This window comes from Enterococcus sp. VV15, assembly GCF_005236045.1.
GTDB lineage: Bacteria > Bacillota > Bacilli > Lactobacillales > Enterococcaceae > Enterococcus_B > Enterococcus_B durans.
In genome coordinates this window covers 20,081-44,453 of sequence record NZ_QPTY01000006.1, presented here as the reverse complement: position 1 = coordinate 44,453, position 24,373 = coordinate 20,081, and the positions used below count along the sequence as shown (strand labels likewise).

The following is a 24,373-nucleotide window of genomic DNA, read 5'->3' as shown; positions in this document are numbered from 1 at the left end:
TCTCTAAAAAAGAGCCATAATCTCATCCAGTTTAGCATACAGCCTATTAAAAATCTATGTTTACCAGTCCTTCAAACTTTATCCTAGAACGTAAGAAAACCTTATCCCAAAAACCAGCCGTCCATGTTGATTCTCTTTCCTCAAAACGTGTTATTGATAAAAATAAAGAACTTCGTCTTACTTTAAAAAGAAAGCATGATTTCTTTGCAAAATTTTGTTCGTACATATTCAGCTTACTTGCAAGAATCAACAATTTAAACTGATGATCCCAAGAATCTTTCTACCATTCTGGACTTTTTTTAATTTAACTATGATTTGAATCCTTTAAAACTCTTTAAGTTTGCTGTAGATGAACTTCATCTTTTCACTTTTCGGAATAATTAAAATGATTCTATCAATAGATTGAGATATGACAAACATCGATGCGTTGAAATTGATCAAAGGCTTCATAAAAAGCATGACTCGAGCGGACAGGTTCTGTCTCACTCAGTCATGCTTTTCTTTTAATATTTAAGCATTTACGTCGATTACTTTTGAATCATCTTTAATTGCATCTCGATCTAGATCTTTGATCCTTGCACTTGTAACGATTCCGGCAACCATACTACCACTGACATTTGTTGCTGTCCGAGCCATATCGATCAATGGTTCTACGGAGATCACTAAGCCAACGATTGCAACTGGTAAGTTCATCGCACCTAATACGATCAATGAAGCAAATGTTGCACCACCACCGACGCCAGCAACACCAAATGAGCTGATCGTTACAATTGCTACCAACATCAAAATGAATTCTAAACTAAAGACATTGATTCCAGCAGCTGGTGCAACGATGGTTGCTAACATGGCTGGATAGACACCGGCACAGCCGTTCTGACCAATAGATAACCCAAAACTAGCAGAAAAGTTTGCAGTGGCTTCATCTACACCTAGCGCTTTTGTCTGCGTTTCAATATTCAATGGCAAAGCGCCTGCACTTGAACGGGATGTAAATGCAAAACTTAAGACAGGGAACGCTTTTTTGAAGTAATCGATCGGATTCACTTTTACAGAAATCAAAATCAGTGAATGAACGATCAAAACAGCTAATAATGCAACATACGATGCCAATACAAATTTCCCTAAGTTGACGATCGCAACGAAATCGCTAGTTGCTAATACGTTCGTCATCAATGCAAAAACTCCATAAGGTGTCAAACGCAAGACTAATGTGACGATTCGCATCACGATTTTATATAAGCTATCAATCAAATTTGAAAAGAATTCTGCTTCTTTCGGTGCTTTTCTTTTTACTCCTAAGTAGGCAATCCCTACAAAGGCAGCAAAGATAACAACGCCAATCGTACTTGTTGCACGAGTCCCAGCTAGATCCGCAAAAACATTCTTAGGAATAAAAGATAGGATCTGTTGGGGAATCGTCAAGCCGCTTACCGCTTCTTGTCTTGTGGCTAATTCAGAGATACGGGCGGTTTCCGCAGCACCTTCTGTGAATTTTGCTCCTTGAAGACCAAAAAGCATCGTTGTACCAATCCCAATCAACGCTGCGATGGCAGTCGTCGCTAATAACGAAGTTAAAACAGTTGCACTGATTTTCCCTAATTTTTCAGAGACTTTCATTTTAGTAAATGCGCCAACGATCGACACGAACACTAATGGCATGATCACCATTTGTAAGAAGCCCACATAGCCTTCCCCTACGATATTGATCCATTGCATCGATTGACTCACAACTGAGTCATCTACTCCGAAAATCAATTGTAATAAGCCACCAAAAACGATCCCGATAGCTAGTGCCGTATAGACACGTGTTGAAAATTTTGTATGGCGCTTTTGCATTCGATAAAACACATATAATAATGTCGCAAAAACTAGAACCACTAAAACTGTGATGAGTGTTGTCATTTTTCTCCTCCTCTAATTTTGAATGACAAGTCCATCGAAGGAAGTAAAGGTTCCCGAAAATGACTCTTCAGACATTTTCCTGAAAAAAATTTTTTCAGTGACTTAACCATTTTAGACTATTCGAGAAGAAATAACAGTTGTTTTGCTTACAATTAGTAATAGAAAAAATGATCAGCGATAGCTTTTAACTATCACTGATCATTTTACGCTTCTTTTTCAGATTGAAAATTCAGTTTCACGCCTGGTTGGTCCAAGGCAATCTCAGTCACTTCATATGCTAATCGTTTAACGATATCAAATAACGGAGCGACCAATTGATCGACCTCTTCTTGTGTCACATCACTTTGACCCTCGATTTTACGATTGAGGACATGGTTGATTTGACTTACACTTCCAGATAAAACATATGTATCGAAAACCAATCGAAACTCTAACCGAGCTCCTACGATACTGTGCTCTTTCGGATAGTTTTCAATGTTTTCCTTTAACGGTGAAAATCCTACCTTCAAGTCTGTTTCTACCTCTTGATCTTTTGGCTTCATATCATAATGAAATGACTCCACTACTTCTTTTTGTCTTCTGATTTCCATGTAATCACTCCTTTCCCAAATTATAACATACCTGTGATTGAAGAGGGATACTTATTTGTGAGCTCCCTCTAAATCGCAAGGATTTTCCTCAAGTCATCAATAACATAATCTGCAGAGATGTCTCCGAGAAAATGATCGATATCATATAGACAAGTGAGAACCCCCGCCCGTTTTCCAGCTTCGATATCTAAACGCCGATCACCGATCATCATCGTTTCTGATTTTTGCATCTCGAAACGTTCGATCAGATAATTCAAGGCGTCAGGGGAAGGCTTGCGGGGAAAATTCTGATCGATCCCGACAACTTCTTCAATGAGATCTGTCAGCCCGTAATTTCCAAGCAATTCCCATGTTGATTCCGTGAGACGATGGGTTAGAATAAAATGTCTAGTCCCATGCTTTTTCAATGAACGCAAGACTTCTTCAGTTGCTGCAAATGGTTGTGGTTTCAAAGAACTTTCACGTTCATATTGATGGAATAACGGAGTGAATTCCTCTTCTTCAAGCTGATATTCCTCTCTCAGCTGACGGATAGAAAATTTCTTCATTGTTTGGTAAATCTCTCTAGGATCTTTGGTGATTCCAAAATCTTGAAGCGCTTTTGCTGCTCCTTCAACCATTGCTGGATAACTATCATATAATGTTCCGTCAAAATCCCAGATGTAATTCTTGATTTCCATGTGATTCTTTCCTTTATACAGTATTTTTCCGCTCGATTTTTATAAAAGAGACTTCTCGATGATTTCCAACTGATCATTTAACGTGTACTGGATGGGTTGCGCATTTGGGATATCGATCGTATCCATCTGGTCTTCTGGCACATTTTCCAGATACTTCGTCAACGCCCGCAAGCTATTGCCATGTCCAACGACTAAAATGTTTTGCTGATCCAATAACCGTGACTCCAAGTTGTCTTGCCATAATGGGATCACCCGTTCAACGGTCATCTCTAAACTTTCACCGTGGGAGATCAATCGTGGGTCAAGCTGGTCGTATCTGCGATCAAAGTGGTTTTCGGCTGCTAATGGTGGAACTTCTTTATACCCTCTGCGCCACTTTTTCACTTGTTCTGCACCAAACTCGGCTTTCATTTTCTCTTTGTTTTTCCCAACTAAAGCACCATAATGACGTTCATTCAATCGCCAAGTTTTATCAACAGGAAGATACAGTTGCCCCATTTCCTCTAATGCCACTTGGGAAGTTTTGATAGCCCTTTTTAACACAGACGTATAGACGTGATCGAAAAGCAATTCATTTTCTTTCATCTTATGACCAGCAGTTCTTGCTTGTTCCATTCCTTTTTCAGTCAGCGCGACATCAAGCCAGCCAGTCCAGTAATTTTCAAAATTTGCTTCACTTTCACCATGTCTTAATAATACTAGTTTCATCACATTCCCACCTAAACTTTCGTTTCAAATTGAGTACCGCATTTTTTACAAGTCACACGTATTCGCCCTTTTCCTTTAGGTGCTCTTTGATTTTGATGACAAGTTGGACAAGCAAAGAATGTATAGTGACTCACAGTCGCTTTCTTTGGTTGTTTGCTTGAAAACCGGTGTGCCTTCTCTTTTATCTGTTCAGCAAACTTCAAGAAACGCTGATTTTCATTCAGCCTTAGATAGATTTTCGTTGAAAGGAAACGATAAAGGATTACTCCTATCAAAAGAACAAAAACAAAATAGCCGATAAAAAAAGGTAGCCATCTACGGAATAAACTGAACAACAATGCCCCAATCAGCAATAATCGATTCAGCGCATCGAACTTCCCATATCTCCCTTGCATCAGTCGATTGTAATTCCTTCTTAATTTTATTATACGTTCAAACCAAATTTGTGCCATAAGAATCCCTCCTATTCCTGTCTATTATGTCAAAAAAAGCAAAAAAGGAAAAGGCTCAATTAGCCTTTTCCAATGTCAAACGATGAAGAGCATTTCGATTTTTGGTAAAATCAATGACGATTACTTTCTTCTCATCTTCCCTTTTCACCACACGAAACGTGTCGTTTAAAGGAAGCGTCAGTTTTTTCGAAGGCACTTCTTTCAAGCGTAAAAAGCGTCTAATAAGTGAGATCAGTTGAGGAAACTGTATAGAGGTGTGCAGTAGTTCTGGATGTTTCTTTAGCAATTGTGTTGTTTTCAATAGATTTCGTTTTTTTCCGATTTCTTTTAGGAAACTTTTTAAAATCTTCTGCTGTCTTTGAAAGATGGAAAAAGAATTTTTTTCGTCCACCTGATAACGCATCTGATCTTGTAATTCTTGATCTGTCAGATGGATTTGCTGTTGGTTCTCTTCTATTGTCATCCCATTAGGAAACAATTCAGATACGACCTGATCCCAGCTTTCTAATGAAAGCTCAAGGTAATCTTTGACTGGCAACTCCAGTTCTTTATTGAAAAAAGCTAAGATAGCATCCAGTCCTTCTGATCGATAAATTTCTCCCAAAGTCAAGCCTTCTAAATGGAATTCTGGCGAAAAATGCAACAGCGTTTTATCTTCAGTTAATTGAACATAAATAAAGGTTGAACGTTCAATGTCTTTGTCCTTTAAAACAACTAAAAAATTCATTTTACTCCTCCTTTATCTACTTTAAAATAGCATATCCAAAGGAAGTTGTCTGGAAAAAAGAGAGGGATTTCATAAAAATTTAGTAATTTGCTTGTTTGTGCTTTTTCCCTAAAATTAGAATATTTTACTTATGAATCATCTTCTAGTAATTCTTTCATGCCGATCGTTTCACGGTATTGATGGATCTTCGTGATCCCGATCACTTTGTCGACGTCGATACTAAAACAGACCCCATTACCTGGTACATCGATATGTATCCCTTTGCCAATAGCATCCATTACTTCATTGGTGATACTGTCAGGAACAAGGGTCAAAACGATATCTTTTTCTGGTGAGATCTCCAATCCTAAAAACTTGCCCGTATCATGCACGCCAGATCCGCGGCCATGTAGGATCGTTCCGCCTGCCGCTCCAGCAGCTTTGGAATAATCGATCACATCTTCTCCTATTCCGCCGTCAACGATCGTGACGATCATATGCAAATTCAAAGCGACTAAATCTTTCATTGTGTTTCCTCCAACTGTTGTAATTTTAGTTTTTCTTTCTGATCTTTTTCATCTTTTCGCTTATAGATATAGCCCAAAACTAAGGTGGACAAGATTGGCGTCAGTGCAATCATCGCCACAACTCCGAATCCGTCGATAATCGGATCTCTACCCTCGATTTGTGCTGCAATAGACACACACATGGATAAAAGAAAGGTCGAACACATCGGTCCTGTAGCTACTCCGCCATTGTCGAATGCCATAGCTAAAAAAAGTTTGTCTACTTTTCTACCTAAAATAAAGGCTAGACCGTAACCTGGAATCAGGAAGTAATAAAGAGAAAAACCGGCTAGTAATCGCCACATAGATAAGCCTACAGCTAGTCCAATGCCAATCGATATCACTGCTAGCATGACTTTTGATCGAATCCTTCCTTCACTTAATTCTTCCACCTGTTTCACCATGACATGGATTGCCGGTTCAGCAAAACCCACTAGAAAACCCATGATAAAACCTAACGGAATCAATAGATGATTCTGTTCAATTGCAGCAATCGCGCTTCCTAAATGCTGCCCCACTGGTACATAGGCCATATTGACACCATGCAAAAACAAAACCAATCCAATCGTCGTGATCAAAAAACCTTTAAGAATATTCCAGAATCGTTTTCTGCGTATACGGAAACTAAAAAAATTCAGCAAAATAAATAGCAGAACAATTGGTAAAACTGCTAAGACCACTTCGTACAGGATCACCTCTATCCCAGCAAATAATTGTTGGATCATACTCATTGAAAAATCACCCGCAAGATCATCACTGCTAGTATCGGACCTAAAGAAGCAATGCCGACCATACCAAAGCTATCATTTTCGTTTTTGCTTTGCCTGATCATACTCATCATCCCTCCAGCTAATGCCAAAATAAAAGGAACTGTGACTGGGCCAGTCGTCACACCACCAGAATCAAATGCAATCGGCATGAATTCAGTAGTGGTAAAAAAAGATGCAATCAGCACACCTAAATAACCGATTGCCATCAAGCGATAGTAAGATACTTTGAATACGACACGTAATAGAGCAAAAGCTAAAAAGACCCCCGTTCCGATACTCACGATCCCAATCAAAAGCAATCGGCCAATCCCACCATCCGAGATCTCATACACCTGCTGGCCCAATACTTGAACAGAAGGCTCTGCAATAGTGATAACGATTCCGATAATGAAGCCTAAACTGGTCAAAATCGGTAGATTCCGTTTCTTGATCAGGTATTTACCAACCAAGTCGCCAACTTCCATCATTGAATAGTCTGCACCAAACAAGAATAATGTCATACCGATCATCATAATCGCCGCTCCAAATAGAAACGCACCCATCTCTTCTGAAGTGAGCGGAGCAAATATAACTGTTAAAATAACTATCAACACAGTCATCGGTACTATTGCTGTGATAACTTCTTTAAAGTTTTTTAGCATGTATCCTCCTCCTTTATTCCATTCTACCTGATATTCAGCCAATTATCGAGCATAAACAGAAAGCGTTCACATTTTATCCAAGAATTTCTTATCGATTTTTTTATAACAAAAATTTTAGTGGAGTGACAAATTTTAATGATGACACATTAGGGTCAAAAGATTTATTAGACACTGGCATACTCGTCTACTCGCAAAATAAGTCGAATAATCCTGAAAATAGAAAAAGATATTCTCAGATTATTCGACTTATTCATTTGCGTGTCCATGCTCTTTTCATTGACACTTATTTCACAGAACCGATCATGCCTTGCACGAACTGCTTTTGTAGGACAAAGAATACGATAGCTGTCGGTAACGTTGTAATCACTAGAGCAGCCATGATCATGCCGTAATCTGGTGTATAAGAAGCACCCATTGCTGACAATACTAACGGAACTGTGCGTTTGTCTGGTGATTGCAAAGCAACCAAAGGCCATAAATAATTGTTCCAACTACTCATAAAGGTAATGATCGCCGCGGCTGCGTATGTGTTCTTATCCGTTGGCAAATAGATTCGAAAGAAGATACTTAACTCTTTTAGTCAATCAAATCGTGCATCTTCGACTAGATCTTTCGGAAAGGACTTTGCATTTTGACGGAAAAAGAAAATCAAAAACGCTGTACTCACGGAAGGAAGAATCACTACTAAGAAACTGTTGATACCTAAAACTGTGCCATTCAATTGTGAAAACATCTGATAGAGCGGGATCATCAACGCCGCAAAAGGCACCATCATCGATAAAAGCAAAATATTGAATACTTTTTCTTTTCGCTTGCTTTTATAAATCTCAAATCCATACCCTGCCATAGAAGAGATCAACAGCGTAAAAACTGTTGTGACGACTGCGATCATCGCAGAATTCCCTAAGGAGCGCACCGCCTAAGTTTGACGCTTGTGTAGCAGGAAGTGAAGGTGTTGGTGCAATTACCCATTTTCCTGGCAGACGCTGCCAGTTTGAACTACGATATCAATAAACGAAAATATGTAAAAAAACGATTACCTTCAATTGGTGTCATTCCAACGATTAGTAAAGCCAGTGAAGAACAAGATAGTTACTATAAAGAATTAAGTGCTGGATTGGAAGAAGAAGCCAGCCGTCTGCATATCGGGATGAATCGAATTTATAATCTATCCGATAATACCACAGAATAGAAAGATTTGGATCAGTTAGGTGCGATCATCCTCGTTGGCACTGTGACGAAACAATCCATCTCTGATCTCCTAAAACAAACATTTAGTTGTAGTCGATAATCCAGACATCCAGCAAAAAGTTGATATGGTTTACGCAGATTTAGAACGAATGACCAACTCCGTATTAGAACTTTTTTTAGAAAATGGCCATCAGAGGATTTCCTATATTGGTGGATATCAAGTAGATATGGATGAATTCGGTGGGAAAACAATCACAGAAAACGAAAAAAGAAGTCGTACCTATCTTCATTTTATGCGAGATCATCATTTAGAAAATCACATCACTCATTATTTAAGCGAATGGACGGAAGAATCAGGGGAACAACTTGCCAGTGAACTACTAGCTGACAATAAAAAAGCGTTGGTTCGCCACCTGTTCAACACGTGAGAACAAGTAGCGTGCCAATGCTTTAATTGAGCGTGAGACAAAAGTAAGAATCACTTTTGTCTCATTCTTTAAAAGATGAACTAAACAGATCATTTCCATACATCTTCTGCAACACTTTTGACGAATGCCAGCTTTTCCCACTGTTCCTCTTCAGTCAATATATTGCCTTCTTCAGTGGACGCAAAGCCACATTGTGGGCTAAGGCATAATCGATCTAAAGGCAGATATCGAGTTGCTTCGTAAATGCGTTCGATGATTTTCTGGCGATCTTCTAGTTCCCCACTTTTGGTAGTGATTAGTCCTAAAACCACTAACTTATCCTCGGATACTTTGGCAAGTGGTTCAAAGCCGCCTGAACGCTCACTATCGTATTCCAAATAATACGCTTGGACATTTTCTTGCGTGAATAAATGATCTGCCACATCTTCATACCCGCCAGCTGCAGCCCATGTCGAGTGATAATTTCCGCGACAAACATGCGTGTTCAGCGTCAAATCGTCTGGCTGATCCGCTAAAACAGCGTTGTTGATCGTTAGGTACAGTTGCGCTAACTCTTTGCGCACTTCTCGTTCATCCTGTTGCGTTTCTGCTAAAAAGCCTTTAGGTAAAGGAGCAACTAATACGCCCCACGTACAATCATCCAATTGGATCGTGCGAGCTCCGGCTTGATAAAGGTCCGCGATTACTTGGCGATAAGCTGCAACGATGTCTTTGATCAATTCGTCATTTTCTGGATAGATTTCTCGAATCTTTGGTAAAATATCCGGACGAAGCAGTTCCACTAAAATTTGAGCAGGAGCAGGAATCGTTTGTTTTACTTCGATCCCGGCGCTAGTATGCTCACGAGTAAACCGAAAATGGTCAATAAACGGATGTTCTTCTCCTGAAATCTTGCCAGTGACAGTAATCGTTCCAGGACGTGTTTCTTCTCCATGGAAAAAGTAGCCGTGTTCTGGCACAAAAAACTCGATTCCCTTTAGTCCATAGAAGAAATCCAAATGCCACCAACTTCTGCGGAATTCTCCATCTGTCACAGCCTTCAAGCCAAGAGCCTCTTGTTTTTCGATCAAGTCGATGATGGCTTCATCTTCTACTTTCGTCAATTCTGCTTGACTGATTTTTTGTTTGTTAAAGTCCTCTCTTGCTTGTTTCAATTTTTCTGGTCTTAAAAAACTCCCTACAATATCATAACGAAATGGTGATGTTCTACGTGTTGTCATGTGTTTTCCTCCTCTTTAACAAATGCACGTGAAGTTTCACGGAGCAAAATGAAAAAAGCACCCGTCCCTTTTATCCATTACAGATAAAAGGGACGAATGCTTCGTGTTACCACCCTGATTCACATTATTCTCACAAACAATGTCTCAACAGTACCTAAGATACTCGGCAAGATAACGGTCACAGTCCGTTTGATTTGCGTGAACAAATCAAAATGCTCAGAGTTCATCTTCACTGACGAAAGGATATCCTTTTTCACCCACCGGATTCTCTTTATTCCTTCATCATTCAGCTACTCTTCTCTTCAACGCTTCATTATTTGCTAATTAATATCCCACTTTCTTATCAGATTGTCAATATTTTTTTCATTTTTCTTAAAAGAAAATATCCCTATCACATAAGCTCTAGCCATGCTTGGTAGTATTCCTCGAACACATCTTTCTTCGTTGTATTCGTCAATAAATATTGACCGATTACTCTTCCAGATTTTAGTCCCCGTTTTTCTAATTCATTTTTCACCTGATCGACATTGTTATTTTTAGTATTCCCGACTTCGACTTTCAGCAAAAAACGACGATATTTTTTGGCTGGATCTTTTCGCCAAACGGTTTTAGACATGGGTAGAGCATTCGTCTGTTCATCTGTACAAAAACCATAGATCATTTCATCACTGATCGAAAAGTCAAAGACACTGCCAAAACTGGCATACGTTTCTAAATAAGCTTTCGAATCTAAAATATCGTCAGAATCAACGGCAACGATAGCCTCAAAAGGCGGCATTTCTTCTGGAAAGTCACTGTTTTGGTGTGCAAGCATGAGCTTCAATTGCTCTTTTCGTTTCAAGATTTCCTCATGCTTCTTTTGCAACTCTACTTTTTCCAGATAGATCCTTTGTTCTGTTTGAGCAATCGTTTCATAGTGTTCTTCCAGCGTTTTTCCGTACAAATTTTGCATTTGTTTGATTGGAACATCAAGCTTTCGGTAAAAATCAATGTCATAGATTTGGAAAATAGCATCAATATCAAACAGTCGATAATCATTTTCCTCATGTCGGCTCGAATGGATCAAGCCTTGCTCGTCCCAATACCGAATCGTCGATTTTGGTACATTCAACAATTTGGATACTTCCCCGATCGTATACAGTTTTTCCATATTCTCACCCCATTTGCAGTTTAACTTTTTTTCCATTGACCTTCAAGCAACTTGAAGGTGTAGAATTCATATTTGTCAGAAAAAAAGGAGGAAAATATATGAAATTACTAAAACAATTTTTACAGAAGAATAAAAAAATCGTTTTTTTCACTTTTTTATTTATCTGTTTGCAGATCATCGGAACCCTTGGCGTTCCCAAGCTAGTCGCAACACTGATCGATATTGGCATTGCCAGTGGTGAGAAAACGAAAATCTATGCGATTGGCGGGAAAATGCTGATTGTCGCATTATTCGGTTCACTGGCAGCAATTGCTTCCAGCTACTTTTCCGCACTAGTATCCGCTAAGTTTGGCTACCAAACACGTGAAAGATATTTTGCTAAGTTCCAGCAATCATCCATCAAAGATGCCGATTGCTTTGGTACTGGTTCTCTGTTAACACGAATGACAAATGACGTGGACAACGTCCAACAGATGCTTGTCTTATTTTGTCAATTGATCTTACCTGCACCGATCATTGCGATCTTTACTTTGGTGATGATGTTCCAATACTCGTCTACCTTAACAATGATCACGTTGACTTCTGTGGTTGTTTATGCTGGGGTCATTTATTTTTTAATGAAAAAAGGTACGCCTCTTTCATTAAGTATCCAACCTAAAATGGACCGGATCACGATCACTTTAAGGGAGTTTTTTACTGGAGTCACCATAATCCGTGCATTCAACAATCAAGAGTATGAGGAACGACGGACAAATCAAACATTTGAAGAGTATGCAGACCAGATGATCAAGGTCAATCGGATATTCGCTTGGGTGACTCCAATTGCTTTCTTACTCATGGGGATCACTTATAGTACTATTTTGTGGTTTGGTGGCACATTGGTAAGTAATGGTTCGCTCCAGATCGGGATCGTTACAGCAATCGTTGAATATTCGATGTTGACTCTAGCTTATTTGATGACAGCGGCGATGGTCCTAGTTGTCATCCCTAAATCTATTTCTTCTCTGAAAAGAATAGAAGAAATACTTGAGGCACCGATTGAAATCAAAGAACCACAACAGCCAAAGAATGAGTTATTGTTTCTGACTGATGAGCCAATTTTGTCTTTTAAGCATGTTTCATTTAGTTATTCAAAAGATTCTGAACTTGTACTAGAAGATATACATTTTGATATTCTTAGAGGAAAAACGACTGCAATCGTAGGCGGTACTGGTTCCGGAAAAAGCACGATTGCTAAACTACTTCTACGTTTAAATGATACAACCAGTGGAGAAATCCTGCTTGGCGGACAACCACTTCAAGAGTTGGAACAAACAATGATCCGTCAAATAATCAGTTATGTGCCTCAAAAAGCTTTCTTGTTCAGCGGAACCATTCGTTCAAATCTTGCCATGGGAAATGAAGAAGCATCAAGCGAGCAACTAAACCAAGCGCTGCGCATCTCTCAAATGGAAGAAGTCTTAGCTAAATTACCTGCTGGTCTAGATAGTTTTGTGGCTCAAGGCGGCGACAACTATTCGGGCGGACAAAAACAAAGAATGTGTATTGCCAGAGCATTGATCAAGCCGGCTGAGATTTATGTGTTTGATGATAGTTTTTCAGCACTAGATTACAAAACTGACGCTACTTTAAGACAAGCTTTACAAGATGAGATGTCGGATAAAACGCTCGTCATTGTCGCACAAAGACTCAGCACGATCATGCACGCAGATACTATCATCGTTTTGGATAACGGTAAGATCGTCGGGGAAGGTACGCACGAACAACTACTCGCCAATTGCGATTCTTATCAGGAATTTGCGAAATCACAAGGAATAGTGAAGGAAGGGATAGCATGACGACACACAAAATGAATAGTAAAAAACAAAGTTTGATGCGTTTTTGGAAAATGATCCAAGCAGATCACCCTATTTTTTATGGCTTGCTTCTTTGCAGTTTGATCGGTAATTTGTTAGTCGTCGCAATGCCGATGATCATGGGTATCGGCATCGACCAATTACTACAGCGAATCAGTGAAGTCGGCATGATGAATATATCGCTCTCAGACATAAAGGATACCCTTTTGATGCCAGTCATATTACTGATTACCTTTTCTTTTCTCAGCAGTATCACTTCATTTATCCAAGAGCGGACAATGGCCACTTTAAGTGAAAAAATCGCCCTTACTGTTCGAAAAGAAATCACAAAAAAATTCAAAACACTACCGATGGCTTTCTTTGATCAACACCAGGTGGGCAAGATTATCAGTCGAACAACGACTGGATTGAATCAGGTATCTCAAGTCTTACTCACTGGGATCAACCAATTTTTCACGTCATTGGTGACGGTAACATTTTCTATTGTAATGTTATTTTATATCAATACAAAGTTGACATTACTCGTTATCCTATTGATTATTGGGAGTGCCTACGTAACCCATCGATTTGCAAATAAAAACAAACAGATCTCAGATAAAAATCAAGCAGAACTTGGCTCTTTGAACAATAAAATGGAAGAGTATCTTGCAGGAAATCTAGTGATCAAAACCTTTAATCAGCAGGATCAAGCCATCGAGTCGATACGCAAGATCAATCAAACGCACTATCAAGCCTTTAAAAAAGCACAATTTATGAACTTTGCGATTTATCCAGTCATTCGTCTAATGAATCAACTTGCTTTTATCGTTAGTGCCATTCTTGGAGGAAGTCTGGTTTTATCTGGTGGCATCACCCTCGGCCTACTGCAAGCATATCTTCAATACATCAATCAGATTTCAGAACCGATCTCTACTGCTTCTTACGTTATCAATGCCATCCAATCTGCGATGGCTGCAATCGACCGGATATTTGAGATCATGGATGAACCAAATGAACTACCTGATAGTCAAGAACAACACCTCTCTTCACCTAAAGGAGCCATCGAATTTAAAGAGGTGCGCTTTGGCTATACTCCAGATAAACAATTGATGGAAAATGTAACTATTTCGGTCAAACCTAAACAGACGATTGCGATCGTTGGCCCTACTGGAGCAGGAAAAACGACACTCGTGAACCTATTGATGCGTTTTTACGAATTAACAAAGGGGAAAATCGAGTTTGACCAGATTGATATCACCAAGTTATCAAGAAATGAGTTACGAAAGCATTTTGGGATGGTCTTACAGAATACTTGGTTGTTTGAAGGAACTGTTGCCGAGAATATCGCCTACGGGAAACGCCAAGCGACAAGAGAGCAGATCGTCCATGCAGCTGAAATAGCGCAATGTGACCATTTCATTCGAACCTTACCACACGGTTATGACACAATCATCTCAAGTGAAAACTGCACTCTCTCCCAAGGTCAGCAGCAGCTCCTGACTATCGCTCGTGTCGTATTAGCTGATCCTGCTGTCGTAATCTTGGATGAAGCTACTTCTAGTGTAGATACACGAACAGAAGCATTGATCCAGCAAGCAATGAATTCCTTGACAGAAAACCGTACTAGCTTTGTGATCGCACATCGACTGTCTACCATTGAAAATGCGGATTTGATCCTCGTCATGGAAAACGGTGATATCGTGGAACAAGGTACTCATACGGAACTATTGAGCAAACCCACGCTTTATGCTAGCTTGTATAACAGCCAATTTCAAACAACGTAAAGTAAACGGTAAAGACCGTTCATGGTTCGTAAAAAAATCGTTCTTACTTCAAACAAAGAAGCAAAAACATTTTCTGGACTGATCCCTTCTTTTTGGATCTGTTCATTTGATGTTTTTGCTTTCTTTAGTAGTGCGCCTTACCGTTTAGTTCACTAATCATTGATATCTACTTGGGATAATTGCTGTTCAAATTGCCACGTCTTGCCATTATCGGTCGAGGTAAACAGACAAGCAAACATTTTCCCAATATTGATCGAATTTGCCTTCAAAAGATAAAATTTTGCTTCTAACTTATTTGCGCTGACTGAGGTCACCTCGTTCGGCGATCGGAACAAGTCTAGTCCTCCTATTTGATAATCCGCAGGAATGGTCACAATAGATTCTTTGAACGATCTTCCGCTATTTGCTGTATAGTAGAGTTTTTCTCTGGTAGAAACAAAGCCGAGAGAAGCTGTTGCAAAACTAACATTTTGGATTGGTTGGTCGATCACTGTGCCACCTATTGATATCCAAGACTTTCCTTTATCGTTTGTTGTATAGATCTGTAAACTTTCTGCAGACATCTCATTGTCAGTAGACAACATGACGATTCCTTGATCACCGTTCAAAAAAGTCGCTTTTCTATTACACGTTCTCCATGATTCGTAACTAGATTTTTGCCCCAAGTCTCCCCAGCGTCAGTCGAAGTCAGCATATATACCTCTTGCTGATCAGGTAAATAGAGAAACCAAGAAAAATCAGGAGAAAGATCAAATGTTTTATCCATCCAGTAAAAAAACTGGAATAGTTCCTGAAGTCAGTGTATATTCTCCGAAGCGGACCCAGTCAAACCCGAGCGGTACAAATCGCCACTGTTTGCCTTGATCTGTTGTCATATATAATTTTTTCGTCTCCTGATCAATCTTCAAGTCATTCGTTTGACTTGCCGCCAATTGAACTTCTTTTTTTGGATCTTTCAAGAGATTCCCATCATCGGACCGTTCTGAAGAATGTGTCACTGCAACTTTAGCGATCGTTGATCCATGTATCCCACTGATTGGACCTTCGGATGCGTAGAAAAAAGCCCTACCTAGTCCTAACAGCAACAGCCCTGCTCCTAGTGCAAAATGTCGACTGAATACAGTTCTTATTTTAGGAACAGTTTCCATCGTTTCATCCGTTTCTATAAAAATAGCGTACCGATCCATGCCATACCACTTGTAAACGCCAAAAAACAATGACACATCATCAATCGTTTTGGAAAGAAAAAAACAGTCCTTTTTTGCTACAGTCATTTTCAGTTCATTCTTTTCAAACAAAAAATAGAAGGAAGATCTTGCATAGTGGCTTTGGCACAAAAATGATTTTCTACTCGTTTTTCTATCCACTGGTCAAAGTGTCGGGAAATATAGTGATATCTTCCCCATAAAAAAGAAAACAATAAGAATAAAATCACCATGACAAAAAAACACATGCTTTGAAAAATCCATAGAGATTGGTTACACGATCGATGGAAGAACAAGAACCCCCTCTATTTAGTAGATACTGATAGACGACTCCCGCAAGTCCATAAAAAAAGAACAGTGCTCCGATAAAATAAAACCCCAACGTTACACTCATTTTTCTCGTTTGCTTCTTGATAATCATCATTATTTTTTGTTTGGTGGAAAGTAATTCAATAATCAATAGTTCATTGTCCATAAAAGAGGCTGGGACAGAAGTATTTAACTCCGAGAAATAAGAAGAAATTAACGAAAATTGCTTTTCAAATTTTGTGAATTTCGGCTTACTTAAGAAGGAGTTGCTTCTGCTCCCACCGTTTATTTACTTTTTTGTCTTTTTTTATAAATCAGTGTCAACGTTACAGCCAATATGCCAAACCCTAAAGCTGTTGCAAAAGAATGACGTTCACCTGTTTTAGGAAGATTTTTTCCTTCATTAGCAGTAGAACTTGCTGGCTTAGTTGTGGCTTTTGGCGTTGTGGTCTGCTGATTGTTCGTGTTGTCTGTTGGTGTTTGACCATTTTGATTAGGCGGTTTAGGTTTACTATTGGTTTCTTTCTTGACGACATGGATAAACACTGAAACAGATTTTCTACCATTTTTGTAAGTGACTGGATAAATCCCAACTTTCGACGTATCAACTGATCCGTCAACCATGTTCATCTCAAAAGGAACACTTTTTCCTTCTTTGTCTGTTGCCGAAATAAAATTATCGAGCGGATTCCACGAATCTCCTACGCTGAGTGTCGAATCCTTCGCATGGATCGTTTCTTTATTTTCTTTAACCGTTACTGTTGTCTGGTGTTCAGCTTGTCCATTTCTGAACACTACTTTATAAGTTCCGATTTTCTTACTATCTACTACTCCACTCACCATATCTTTTATAAAGAACAACGGACTCCCCGCCTTGTCTGTCGCTGAAATAAATTGATCAGCCGGATTCCAAGTATCCCCTACATAAATCGTCAAATCTTTTACTACGATCGTTTCTTTATTTTCCTTAACAATAACCTCTGCAAGCTGGCTCGCACTTCCATTCGTATAAGTTACCTGATAGATACCAGGGATTTTAACATTTACATCGCCAGTGACCATAGTAGGATCAAACGCAAGACTATTCCCATCCTTGTCTGTTGCCGAAACAAAATTTACAGTCGGATCCCACTTATCTCCCACATACAATACTGAATTTCTGATGACAATACTTTCCAGATTTTCTTTCACTGTGACAGTGCTTACTTGACTTGCGCTTCCATTCGTATAAGTGATCGGTGTTATGCCCGCCACAGAAGTATCTACTGTTCCAGTGACCATGCTAGGATCAAAATCTACCGCATTGCCGTCTTTATCAGTCGCAGAAATAAAGTTGTCTGCTGGGTCCCATAAGTCATTAACATAGAGAGTCGCATCTTTTACAGAAATCGATTCTAGGTTGAGCGTTTTTTGCCAAACATAGGTGTCCGCCATCGTACCAGTATAAGTAGCCATCAATTGATCCGAGGTCAGTACATGGTCTCCTTTTGGTATCGCTACTGTCCCTGCTCCGACATTTTGCCAATAGCCTGTATTGGGTTCAACTGTAGGAATAGCCGGAAGATTGGCATCAGGCAGAAATTGAAAATTAGGTCCAAGAGTCAGGGTCGATAATTGTGACATTCCTGAAAATGACTGGTTCATTTCCTCTAATGCTCCTGTAGATACTGCGGAAATATCTAGTACTTTTAGTTTTGAACAATTTGTGAACATATAATTCATAAACTTGATTTTTGGTGTGGCAAAATTAGACATATCTACCGCTGCAAGAGCGCTACAGCCATAAAACATATAGCTCATAGTCGTGACATTACGCGTATCAAAATTAGACACATCCACATCTGTCAGGTTGTGACAGCCATAAAACATGTAGCGCATTGAAGTTACTCGACTTGTATCAAATCCCTCAACAGGCAAAGACGTCAGCGCTGCGCAGTTATAAAACATGTAATGCATGTTGAAGACCTTAGCTGTATCAAAATTCTGAAGCGACAGTTCCCTTAGTCCTGAACACCCATAAAACATAAATGACATATCCGTGACTTGGTGTGTATCGAGGCCCGACACATCCACTTGGGTCAGCTTACTACAACTGCGGAACATATGGCTCATGTCATCGACATTTCTCGTATCAAAATTGGAGATATCCAGTGTAGTGAGCTCTGAGCAGTTGTGAAACATGTAGCTCATATTCGTCATTCCACTCGTATCAAAGGAAGATACATTTAACGAAGTGAGCGAATAGCAGTCATAAAAAATACTGCCCATCTGTGTCACATTGCTTGTGTTGAAAGTCGATAAATCCAGTGAGACAAGCTGTGAACAGCCATAGAACATATAACTCATATTTGTCACATTCGTCGTGTCAAACCCAGATACATCCAGATTTGTCAATTTAGAACACCAATAAAAGAAATACCTCATATCCCCTACACGACTCGTATCTAAATACCCTAGATTCTCGATCATCGTCACTTGGTTCATATCAAAAAACAGGCCAAGAGAGTGGGCATTTGCCAGCGTAGGTGCCGTAAAAATAATCTTAGTGATCGAGGAGCGATAAATATACCACGGTGCTCTGACACTCATTGTAGCTTCACCTAATTCGCCACCATCTATGTATAATACCCCTTGCACATCAATACGCCAATGACTCGTTCCATATGTACCGCTTGCTAAATCTGTATCCTTTGCTATGTCAGTTGATTCCGTCTTTTTTTCTTTTTGCTCGTTTGTTGCCGTTTTTTCTTGCTCATTCATCAGTACATTTTCGGGTGGGGATGATTCGGTAACCTCTTCCGCAAAAGGGACATCTATCGTCTCATCAACAGGGGATTCTTCGCTAGTCTCAACTGGTTCCGATAGCGTCGTGGTTGCTTCCTCAGGTATTTTTTCAGGTAGTTGTTCTTCATTATTTTCTGGAGATGAAATAACTGTATCATCTATCTTCCAATCATCTTTCTTCTCTTCATCTTGTGGAACGCTCATTTCTTGTTCATCAACTTCTTCTGCGTAATGATTCGTAGCTGTAGAAATAAAAGTATTGCCAGCAAGCATTAAAGCAAGCGAGACTTTAAAAAATTTCTGTCTGAACATTGGCCTTCTCCTCCTCACCCATAATCATGCACTTTAATTTTACTGTTTATTTGCGACAAAAGCTTTCTCTTTTTTTCTTTCAAAGAAAAAAAAGGACAAGAGTTCATCTAAAAAATAAAAAGATAAATAAAAAAATACGTATATATTAAAAAAATAGTGATTACATGATTTAGGAGGCCTCTATGGATAATTTATTTTTTAGACTACAGGAGAACAAACAATTCCAACGTCAGATACTGATCCTTCAATATTTAAATAAGAAAGACCATCCTTCTACATCGAAGGAACTAAGCAACGTAACAAAAACATCGTCACCGACTTTACGCTCTGATATTGAAGCTTTACGACAGATTCTCCCAAAAGAAATGGCGATCACATTTCAAAAAAGAATAGGTTACCAACTTATGGTACCTCGTTCTCCAAAAATCGAGACCATCATTTTAGATCTAGCAAAACACACGCCTGTCTTTCAATTGATCGACCAGTATTTCCGTGGACGAATACGCTCACTACAATCAGCAGCTGCCACTCTTTACTCATCGCAATCACGCATTCGAAAAATCATCAAACAAATGAACAAAGAACTACAAATCTATCACTTGCAATGGCGGACATCACCAATGAAAATCCAAGGAAGTGAGGCAGATATCCGTTGCTTTCTTTTTGATTTTTATCAAAGTTTCAATATTGATTTTATGGCAGAAGGCATTCCTATTGATTCAAATTTTACGAAATCTGTTCAAACACTTATCGACCTACCGATCGATCCACTAAAAGCACAGCTCTGGCTGATTATTTTAACGAAACGGTTATCTCATAAATATCCCATTGTACTTGACCTTGCATTAAAAGAAGACATTGTTTTTCGAGAAAGCTTCACTCAGTTCAAGAAAAGAGTCAGGTACCTATTCAAAGCAACTTTCAGAACTCAGACGATTCCTCATGAGGAGTTGATTTGGCTGTACATAGTCTTTCTGAATTGTGTCGTCTATTCAAGCGAAGCTGACCAATTCTGCTACCCTGAAGACTGTGAACATTACGATACATATCATCAGTTTTTTCTACCAATGATTCCATCTGTTGAAAATACTGATGAACTATATGCTTTTTCCGTTAATCTAAGGCTTTTGTCTCATGTTTCTAGCCATTATCAAAAAAATCCTTTAAAAGACTCCTTTGATTTGCCGTTACATTTAAAAAAACTTTATGAAGACTGGTATATCTATTTAAAAACACCCAGTGTACAGGATTTTTTCCCCATTCTTCATCCCGAACATGTTGCTTTGTCCTTTACTATGTTCCATTATTCTTTACTAAAGTCAGTTGACACGACTCGGATCAAAGTGCTCTTTTCTTTTCATGGTAATGCCGGCCTCTCCTCTTACTTGCTGAAATTAGTGGAGCAGATCATTCCTCGATCCATCCAGCCATTATTTGCAACAGACACACATACTTATAGAAAGGTACTTTCCTCTGACGTGTCATTGATCGTCTGCAATCATCGTTGGGATGAGTGGAACAATTGCCCTGTTTTTACACTTTCTTCTCTGCCACAAGAAAAAGAGTGGTTGGACCTTCACCAACTACTTTTAAATCTGAATGCGTTCAACTAAAAAAGGGTGCGGGACAAATCTAAAAATCAGTTTTCCTACAGACTCTCGAATAAACGGCGGGAGCAGAAGCAACTCCTTCGGAAATAAACACTTCTGTCCCAACCTCTCCAAATTATTCTAAGTTTTCTCTTTACCAATATCATTTGACAAAGAGCCCTAAAATGTAGAAAAGGATTCTACTAGAGAGGTCAAGTCTATTGCCACTTTCTGGCAGAGTCCTTTTCTGGGGTACGTGCAGTGTGGCGAAGCATTTTTTTAGTTGAATAAAAAGTTTCTTACTTGGGATTTTGGAAGTTGGTACTATTTCTGTTCCTTAATGATGAAATTGTCGTAACGACAAATCCCACGATTATAACTAAAAGAACCCCTGTCAAAAGCAACCTCATTTCTGGTAACTTAATAATGCCAAGAAGAACTATGATAAATGCCAAAGAGTAGAAAATTCCTCTTACAATAAAATCACGCTTAAACTGTTTTCGAGAACTACCTTCTGGAGTAGTACCGAATAATACTTCTCTTATTAAATCTAATACAAGTTGAATCATTATAACACCTCCATTGATTAATTATACTTCAATTTTTAAGTTGTCTACATTCTTGTATGGCAAATCGTCAATAAAGAGAATTTCAACACATAGCACATAGATTTGATAGGACGTTTTACAATAATTATGACGAAAAAATATCCAGAGATTCCGGAAAAATTACTTTCACCTTCATAATTGACAACAAGAGGTGACTTGATTTGTTATCTCAAAAAATACGAGGTGATATTTATGTTTAAAACGAAATTTTTTGCACTAACATCTGTCGCTGTCCTTGGATTGTCAATAATGGTGCCACTTACTGAAGTTGTACACGCATCCGAAAGATCAACTGTCCCTGAAGCTTCAATTGTAGCAGTCAATTCAGCTGTTCCAGACGTAGATGAATCACGAATTGATTCCCTAGATACAGTTGACTTACAGAACTTTGGAGTTGTGGACATTAGTCAACTTTCCCCCGATCAACTTGACAACTTTAAGCAAGCAGCACGATATGAATCAGAAAAGGTTCCATTGCAAACAAAGGCCGAGAAGGAAGCTTATTATCAAGCATTGCTTTCCCTATATGATATTAACTCAGAGAATCACGGAGACTTTAACAAAGTGACCCAAGAGTTGATTTCACAATTAAACTCCATCAGCCTTACGCGATCTGGACATGGATGGATTTCCGTACCTTTTGCGGCCTCTGCTTTCAATTTAGCTATTAACTTAGTAACAGGTGGAGTTGCAAGTGCTGGTGTAAAAGCATTAATCAAGAAATACGGTACTCAAAAGGCTTTGGATTTGCTTAAGCGGAAAATCATCGGTGCCGTAGCAGTTTGGGGAGTTAAACAGATAACAGGTATTAACACAATCATCAAGGTAGTCGCAACAGCCTTAGATCCTGGTACAGCTATTGCAAAAGCAATTGACGCTCGAGACAAGATTCCAAACAATGGCTATCTTGAATTCACGTAACAATAATATGGCGACTATTAATTTAGTCGTCTTTTAGTTTGCTTTCAATATATGTTACATAGTTTTCTTTACCTAGTATCTCCAGGGATAAAAGAAGCTCGTATTTTTTTTGATTATTGTGAACTTCTGGTGATGAAAGAAAAGAGAATACTTTATAAGCAAGATGGGCATCAGTGCTACAATGCTCATCCGCAAAAAAACCAAGCTCTTTAAGAAAAAGATAAAATAATCTCTTAGATCCTCTTTCAAAAAATAGCTGGGTGCCGTTGATTAGAAAGGACAACATATCTTTATTAAAGTATAGATTATCAACATATACTTTCATTCTTTTTACAGATCGATTGAAGTGAGTTTGAATATAGTCACTTTCATAGATAAACAGGGTATTTATAAAAATTGTTAATTCAAATCTACCCCAGTTAGCAATCGAATCTAAGTACCTTGTTAAGGTTAGCTTAGCAGAGTGACAATCTATATCTAAGGTTATATCCATTCTCTTCATGATGATTAAATACATGGCTCTTAATATTTCATAGTAATAATTGTCAGTTTCGTATGCCTTTTCCTGTAAATATTTTTCAAAATCCGGAGAATAATTCTTTTTCAAATTTTCAAAAAATAGTTTTGAAATTTTTCTTTTTTCGCTAACATCTTCATCATCTAACATGAACTGATATTCCTCAAGAGTTACGTTCATACGGTCGAGATACTGTACAAGAGTATTATAAGAAATTTTTGCCCCTTTGTTTTCAAATGAAGACAATGTACTTCTTTGAGAGATACCTCTAGCTAATTGATCTTGTGATAAGCCACGTTCTAACCGTAATTTTTTAATTAAATTATTATGATCCATAAAAGCCTCCGTAGATATTTTGTAGATATTTTATTCCTTTTTATGACGAAATATCAGACATAAAAAAGAAAAAATATTTAGTAAGCAATATATTGGTTTTACAAATATAAAAGGAGGAAGAATTATGAAACTAAAATTTTTCATGCCTAATGTTACCGATATTGGTGATATTTGGGAATTAATTCCACCAAAGTAGAACCTTTTAAAGAATCACTCACAGACAACATAACATATACTTTTAATCCAAGAAACTGAAAAAGATGAAAACAAAATCTTTTATTGCTTCAACACTAGTTTGTACTTCTCTTTTAGGTTGTTTAGGCTTTAGCAAGTGAACTAACAAACACGGAACTTGCTTCTAATGAAATTGATTTAAATTCTGATAAAGTAACAGTATCAGAAAACATGACTAAAGACGTGAGCTTTTAAATAAATTGACGCTCGTTTTAACACTTAACATTACTTCTCCCCTTTAAAACATAAAAAAACACTAAGGCCCCAAAAGTTAGACTTTTATGAAGCTGGGACAAAAGTGTTTAACTCCGAGAAATAAGAAGAAATTTACGAAAATTGCTTTTCAAATTTTTGTGAATTTCGGCTTATTTAAGAAGGAGTTGCTTCTGCTCCCACCGTTTATTCGTTTTTAAAGTATGAGACAACAGTGTTTCTTACTTTTGCCCCACGCTCTTTCAAAACGTACAAAAAAAGAGTGAGACAAAAGAAAATACACGTTATCTCACCCTCTCGCACAAATCGTTCCAACATAACTAGTTATTTCAAAAAATAAGCAAAAATATCCAAGAACATTGAAAATCACATAAATCTTTTCATACTCTTGTCATTCAACCACTCTCTTCTTTAAACCTACTTGTTATATATTTTTGGCCCTTTACGCATATTACTGCGATCATTTTTTGGTTCTTGCATTTTTTTTGAACGACCACCTCCTTGTTTCTTTTTAATCAATTCAAGCATTTTTTCTTTTGTATCCACTGATTTTACACCTCTTTTGATTATCCTATTGATTTTCATTATTTTTCTCTAACCATTACAGGAAGACTGATATAGTATACCAATATTACTTCCTCTTTAGTAGTCTTCAAGAAGAAAATTAGCTATTTCTCTAAAATATACCCTACTTTAAAGAAAAGATCCCTAAAAATTAGATT

At 38.3% G+C, this 24,373-nt stretch carries 22 protein-coding genes, 3 pseudogenes and 1 other annotated feature; of the genes and pseudogenes, 7 read left to right on the top strand and 18 right to left on the bottom strand.

What is annotated here, in order from left to right:
• Positions 1–510: 510 nt before the first annotated feature.
• From DVW83_RS03935 to DVW83_RS03890, 10 genes and pseudogenes are all read right to left on the bottom strand, one after another.
• Complete coding sequence (locus tag DVW83_RS03935; RefSeq protein WP_104661532.1) at positions 511–1,902, bottom strand: L-cystine transporter; 1,392 nt, start codon at positions 1,900–1,902, stop codon at positions 511–513.
• A gap of 203 nt (positions 1,903–2,105) precedes the next feature.
• A complete protein-coding gene (locus tag DVW83_RS03930) occupies positions 2,106–2,492 on the bottom strand; it encodes a DUF1149 family protein (protein WP_104661533.1) in 387 nt (128 codons plus the stop codon).
• A gap of 68 nt (positions 2,493–2,560) precedes the next feature.
• Positions 2,561–3,166 carry an HAD-IA family hydrolase gene (locus DVW83_RS03925; RefSeq protein WP_174784252.1) on the bottom strand — a complete coding sequence of 202 codons (606 nt, stop codon included), beginning with the start codon at positions 3,164–3,166 and terminating at the stop codon, positions 2,561–2,563.
• Positions 3,167–3,211: 45 nt separating this feature from the next.
• Positions 3,212–3,880, bottom strand: a complete 669-nt coding sequence (locus DVW83_RS03920) for a 2,3-bisphosphoglycerate-dependent phosphoglycerate mutase (RefSeq protein ID WP_104661535.1) — start codon at positions 3,878–3,880, stop codon at positions 3,212–3,214.
• Between the two features lie 11 nt (positions 3,881–3,891).
• Positions 3,892–4,332: a hypothetical protein gene (locus DVW83_RS03915; RefSeq protein ID WP_104661536.1), complete on the bottom strand. Its 441-nt coding sequence runs from the start codon at positions 4,330–4,332 to the stop codon at positions 3,892–3,894.
• A 55-nt stretch (positions 4,333–4,387) separates the two neighbouring features.
• Positions 4,388–5,059 carry a hypothetical protein gene (locus DVW83_RS03910; protein ID WP_104661537.1) on the bottom strand — a complete coding sequence of 224 codons (672 nt, stop codon included), beginning with the start codon at positions 5,057–5,059 and terminating at the stop codon, positions 4,388–4,390.
• A 128-nt stretch (positions 5,060–5,187) separates the two neighbouring features.
• On the bottom strand, positions 5,188–5,565 hold the full coding sequence (locus tag DVW83_RS03905; protein ID WP_104661538.1) for a P-II family nitrogen regulator: 378 nt from the start codon (positions 5,563–5,565) through the stop codon (positions 5,188–5,190).
• A complete protein-coding gene (locus DVW83_RS03900; protein WP_104661539.1) occupies positions 5,562–6,335 on the bottom strand; it encodes a DUF1538 domain-containing protein in 774 nt (257 codons plus the stop codon). The genes DVW83_RS03905 and DVW83_RS03900 overlap by 4 nt, the downstream gene beginning before the upstream one ends.
• Positions 6,332–7,015 (bottom strand): DUF1538 domain-containing protein, encoded by a 684-nt coding sequence (locus DVW83_RS03895; protein ID WP_104661540.1) that lies wholly within the window; start codon positions 7,013–7,015, stop codon positions 6,332–6,334. The genes DVW83_RS03900 and DVW83_RS03895 overlap by 4 nt, the downstream gene beginning before the upstream one ends.
• Before the next feature lie 283 nt (positions 7,016–7,298).
• Positions 7,299–7,928 (bottom strand): annotated as a pseudogene (locus DVW83_RS03890) (carbohydrate ABC transporter permease); the annotation flags it as partial.
• A 72-nt stretch (positions 7,929–8,000) separates the two neighbouring features.
• Here DVW83_RS03890 and DVW83_RS03885 point away from each other — a divergent pair.
• Positions 8,001–8,589, top strand: a pseudogene (locus DVW83_RS03885) (LacI family DNA-binding transcriptional regulator); the annotation flags it as partial.
• A gap of 134 nt (positions 8,590–8,723) precedes the next feature.
• Here the strand turns inward: DVW83_RS03885 and DVW83_RS03880 are convergent.
• Positions 8,724–9,854 carry a 5-methyltetrahydropteroyltriglutamate--homocysteine S-methyltransferase gene (locus DVW83_RS03880; RefSeq protein ID WP_104661541.1) on the bottom strand — a complete coding sequence of 377 codons (1,131 nt, stop codon included), beginning with the start codon at positions 9,852–9,854 and terminating at the stop codon, positions 8,724–8,726.
• Between the two features lie 85 nt (positions 9,855–9,939).
• Positions 9,940–10,169: a binding site (T-box leader), on the bottom strand.
• A gap of 76 nt (positions 10,170–10,245) precedes the next feature.
• On the bottom strand, positions 10,246–11,004 hold the full coding sequence (locus DVW83_RS03875) for a MerR family transcriptional regulator (RefSeq protein WP_104661542.1): 759 nt from the start codon (positions 11,002–11,004) through the stop codon (positions 10,246–10,248).
• A 98-nt stretch (positions 11,005–11,102) separates the two neighbouring features.
• Here DVW83_RS03875 and DVW83_RS03870 point away from each other — a divergent pair, with 98 nt between their 5' ends.
• From DVW83_RS03870 to DVW83_RS15820, 3 genes are read left to right on the top strand one after another with little or no spacing between them, the layout of a single operon-like run.
• The gene (locus DVW83_RS03870; protein WP_137239056.1) at positions 11,103–12,842 is read left to right on the top strand and encodes an ABC transporter ATP-binding protein; all 1,740 of its coding nucleotides are present in this window, start codon (positions 11,103–11,105) and stop codon (positions 12,840–12,842) included.
• A complete protein-coding gene (locus tag DVW83_RS03865; protein WP_224784423.1) occupies positions 12,839–14,623 on the top strand; it encodes an ABC transporter ATP-binding protein in 1,785 nt (594 codons plus the stop codon). Before DVW83_RS03870 ends, DVW83_RS03865 begins: the two co-directional genes overlap by 4 nt.
• A 21-nt stretch (positions 14,624–14,644) precedes the next feature.
• Positions 14,645–14,779: a hypothetical protein gene (locus DVW83_RS15820; RefSeq protein WP_258079022.1), complete on the top strand. Its 135-nt coding sequence runs from the start codon at positions 14,645–14,647 to the stop codon at positions 14,777–14,779.
• Here DVW83_RS15820 and DVW83_RS15410 read toward each other — a convergent pair.
• A complete protein-coding gene (locus DVW83_RS15410; protein ID WP_224784424.1) occupies positions 14,776–15,231 on the bottom strand; it encodes a WD40/YVTN/BNR-like repeat-containing protein in 456 nt (151 codons plus the stop codon). The genes DVW83_RS15820 and DVW83_RS15410 overlap by 4 nt on opposite strands.
• 150 nt (positions 15,232–15,381) lie before the next feature.
• Positions 15,382–15,897 (bottom strand): hypothetical protein, encoded by a 516-nt coding sequence (locus DVW83_RS15405; RefSeq protein ID WP_224784425.1) that lies wholly within the window; start codon positions 15,895–15,897, stop codon positions 15,382–15,384.
• A gap of 414 nt (positions 15,898–16,311) precedes the next feature.
• On the opposite strand from DVW83_RS15405, the pseudogene DVW83_RS15920 reads away from it, so the two are divergent.
• A pseudogene (locus DVW83_RS15920) lies at positions 16,312–16,427 on the top strand (DUF3788 family protein); the annotation flags it as partial.
• Here DVW83_RS15920 and DVW83_RS03850 read toward each other — a convergent pair.
• Positions 16,423–19,233 carry a bacterial Ig-like domain-containing protein gene (locus DVW83_RS03850; RefSeq protein WP_104661172.1) on the bottom strand — a complete coding sequence of 937 codons (2,811 nt, stop codon included), beginning with the start codon at positions 19,231–19,233 and terminating at the stop codon, positions 16,423–16,425. The pseudogene DVW83_RS15920 and the gene DVW83_RS03850 sit on opposite strands and share 5 nt — an antisense overlap.
• A 182-nt stretch (positions 19,234–19,415) precedes the next feature.
• Between DVW83_RS03850 and DVW83_RS03845 the strand changes: the two genes are divergently transcribed.
• On the top strand, positions 19,416–20,846 hold the full coding sequence (locus tag DVW83_RS03845) for a helix-turn-helix domain-containing protein (RefSeq protein WP_224784428.1): 1,431 nt from the start codon (positions 19,416–19,418) through the stop codon (positions 20,844–20,846).
• A 275-nt stretch (positions 20,847–21,121) separates the two neighbouring features.
• Here the strand turns inward: DVW83_RS03845 and DVW83_RS03835 are convergent, their stop codons facing one another.
• The gene (locus DVW83_RS03835; protein ID WP_123862909.1) at positions 21,122–21,391 is read right to left on the bottom strand and encodes a hypothetical protein; all 270 of its coding nucleotides are present in this window, start codon (positions 21,389–21,391) and stop codon (positions 21,122–21,124) included.
• 231 nt (positions 21,392–21,622) lie between these two features.
• On the opposite strand from DVW83_RS03835, the gene DVW83_RS03830 reads away from it, so the two are divergent.
• Positions 21,623–22,351, top strand: coding sequence for a hypothetical protein (locus DVW83_RS03830; protein ID WP_123862908.1), 729 nt, complete (start codon positions 21,623–21,625; stop codon positions 22,349–22,351).
• A 22-nt stretch (positions 22,352–22,373) separates the two neighbouring features.
• On the opposite strand, the gene DVW83_RS03825 is transcribed toward DVW83_RS03830, so the two are convergent.
• Entirely contained in the window at positions 22,374–23,204 is an 831-nt protein-coding gene (locus tag DVW83_RS03825; protein ID WP_123862907.1) for a helix-turn-helix domain-containing protein, read from the bottom strand.
• Between the two features lie 864 nt (positions 23,205–24,068).
• Entirely contained in the window at positions 24,069–24,197 is a 129-nt protein-coding gene (locus DVW83_RS15815; protein ID WP_005879939.1) for a hypothetical protein, read from the bottom strand.
• Between the last annotated feature and the right edge of the window lie 176 nt (positions 24,198–24,373).

Coding starts and splice junctions, on each gene's coding strand:
- DVW83_RS03935 (WP_104661532.1), bottom strand. CDS start 1,902: ATGACAACACTCATCACAGTTTTAGTGGTTCTAGTTTTTGCGACATTA.
- DVW83_RS03930 (WP_104661533.1), bottom strand. CDS start 2,492: ATGGAAATCAGAAGACAAAAAGAAGTAGTGGAGTCATTTCATTATGAT.
- DVW83_RS03920 (WP_104661535.1), bottom strand. CDS start 3,880: ATGAAACTAGTATTATTAAGACATGGTGAAAGTGAAGCAAATTTTGAA.
- DVW83_RS03915 (WP_104661536.1), bottom strand. CDS start 4,332: ATGGCACAAATTTGGTTTGAACGTATAATAAAATTAAGAAGGAATTAC.
- DVW83_RS03910 (WP_104661537.1), bottom strand. CDS start 5,059: ATGAATTTTTTAGTTGTTTTAAAGGACAAAGACATTGAACGTTCAACC.
- DVW83_RS03905 (WP_104661538.1), bottom strand. CDS start 5,565: ATGAAAGATTTAGTCGCTTTGAATTTGCATATGATCGTCACGATCGTT.
- DVW83_RS03900 (WP_104661539.1), bottom strand. CDS start 6,335: ATGAGTATGATCCAACAATTATTTGCTGGGATAGAGGTGATCCTGTAC.
- DVW83_RS03895 (WP_104661540.1), bottom strand. CDS start 7,015: ATGCTAAAAAACTTTAAAGAAGTTATCACAGCAATAGTACCGATGACT.
- DVW83_RS03880 (WP_104661541.1), bottom strand. CDS start 9,854: ATGACAACACGTAGAACATCACCATTTCGTTATGATATTGTAGGGAGT.
- DVW83_RS03875 (WP_104661542.1), bottom strand. CDS start 11,004: ATGGAAAAACTGTATACGATCGGGGAAGTATCCAAATTGTTGAATGTA.
- DVW83_RS03870 (WP_137239056.1), top strand. CDS start 11,103: ATGAAATTACTAAAACAATTTTTACAGAAGAATAAAAAAATCGTTTTT.
- DVW83_RS03865 (WP_224784423.1), top strand. CDS start 12,839: ATGACGACACACAAAATGAATAGTAAAAAACAAAGTTTGATGCGTTTT.
- DVW83_RS15820 (WP_258079022.1), top strand. CDS start 14,645: ATGGTTCGTAAAAAAATCGTTCTTACTTCAAACAAAGAAGCAAAAACA.
- DVW83_RS15405 (WP_224784425.1), bottom strand. CDS start 15,897: ATGACTGTAGCAAAAAAGGACTGTTTTTTTCTTTCCAAAACGATTGAT.
- DVW83_RS03850 (WP_104661172.1), bottom strand. CDS start 19,233: ATGTTCAGACAGAAATTTTTTAAAGTCTCGCTTGCTTTAATGCTTGCT.
- DVW83_RS03845 (WP_224784428.1), top strand. CDS start 19,416: ATGGATAATTTATTTTTTAGACTACAGGAGAACAAACAATTCCAACGT.
- DVW83_RS03835 (WP_123862909.1), bottom strand. CDS start 21,391: ATGATTCAACTTGTATTAGATTTAATAAGAGAAGTATTATTCGGTACT.
- DVW83_RS03830 (WP_123862908.1), top strand. CDS start 21,623: ATGTTTAAAACGAAATTTTTTGCACTAACATCTGTCGCTGTCCTTGGA.
- DVW83_RS03825 (WP_123862907.1), bottom strand. CDS start 23,204: ATGGATCATAATAATTTAATTAAAAAATTACGGTTAGAACGTGGCTTA.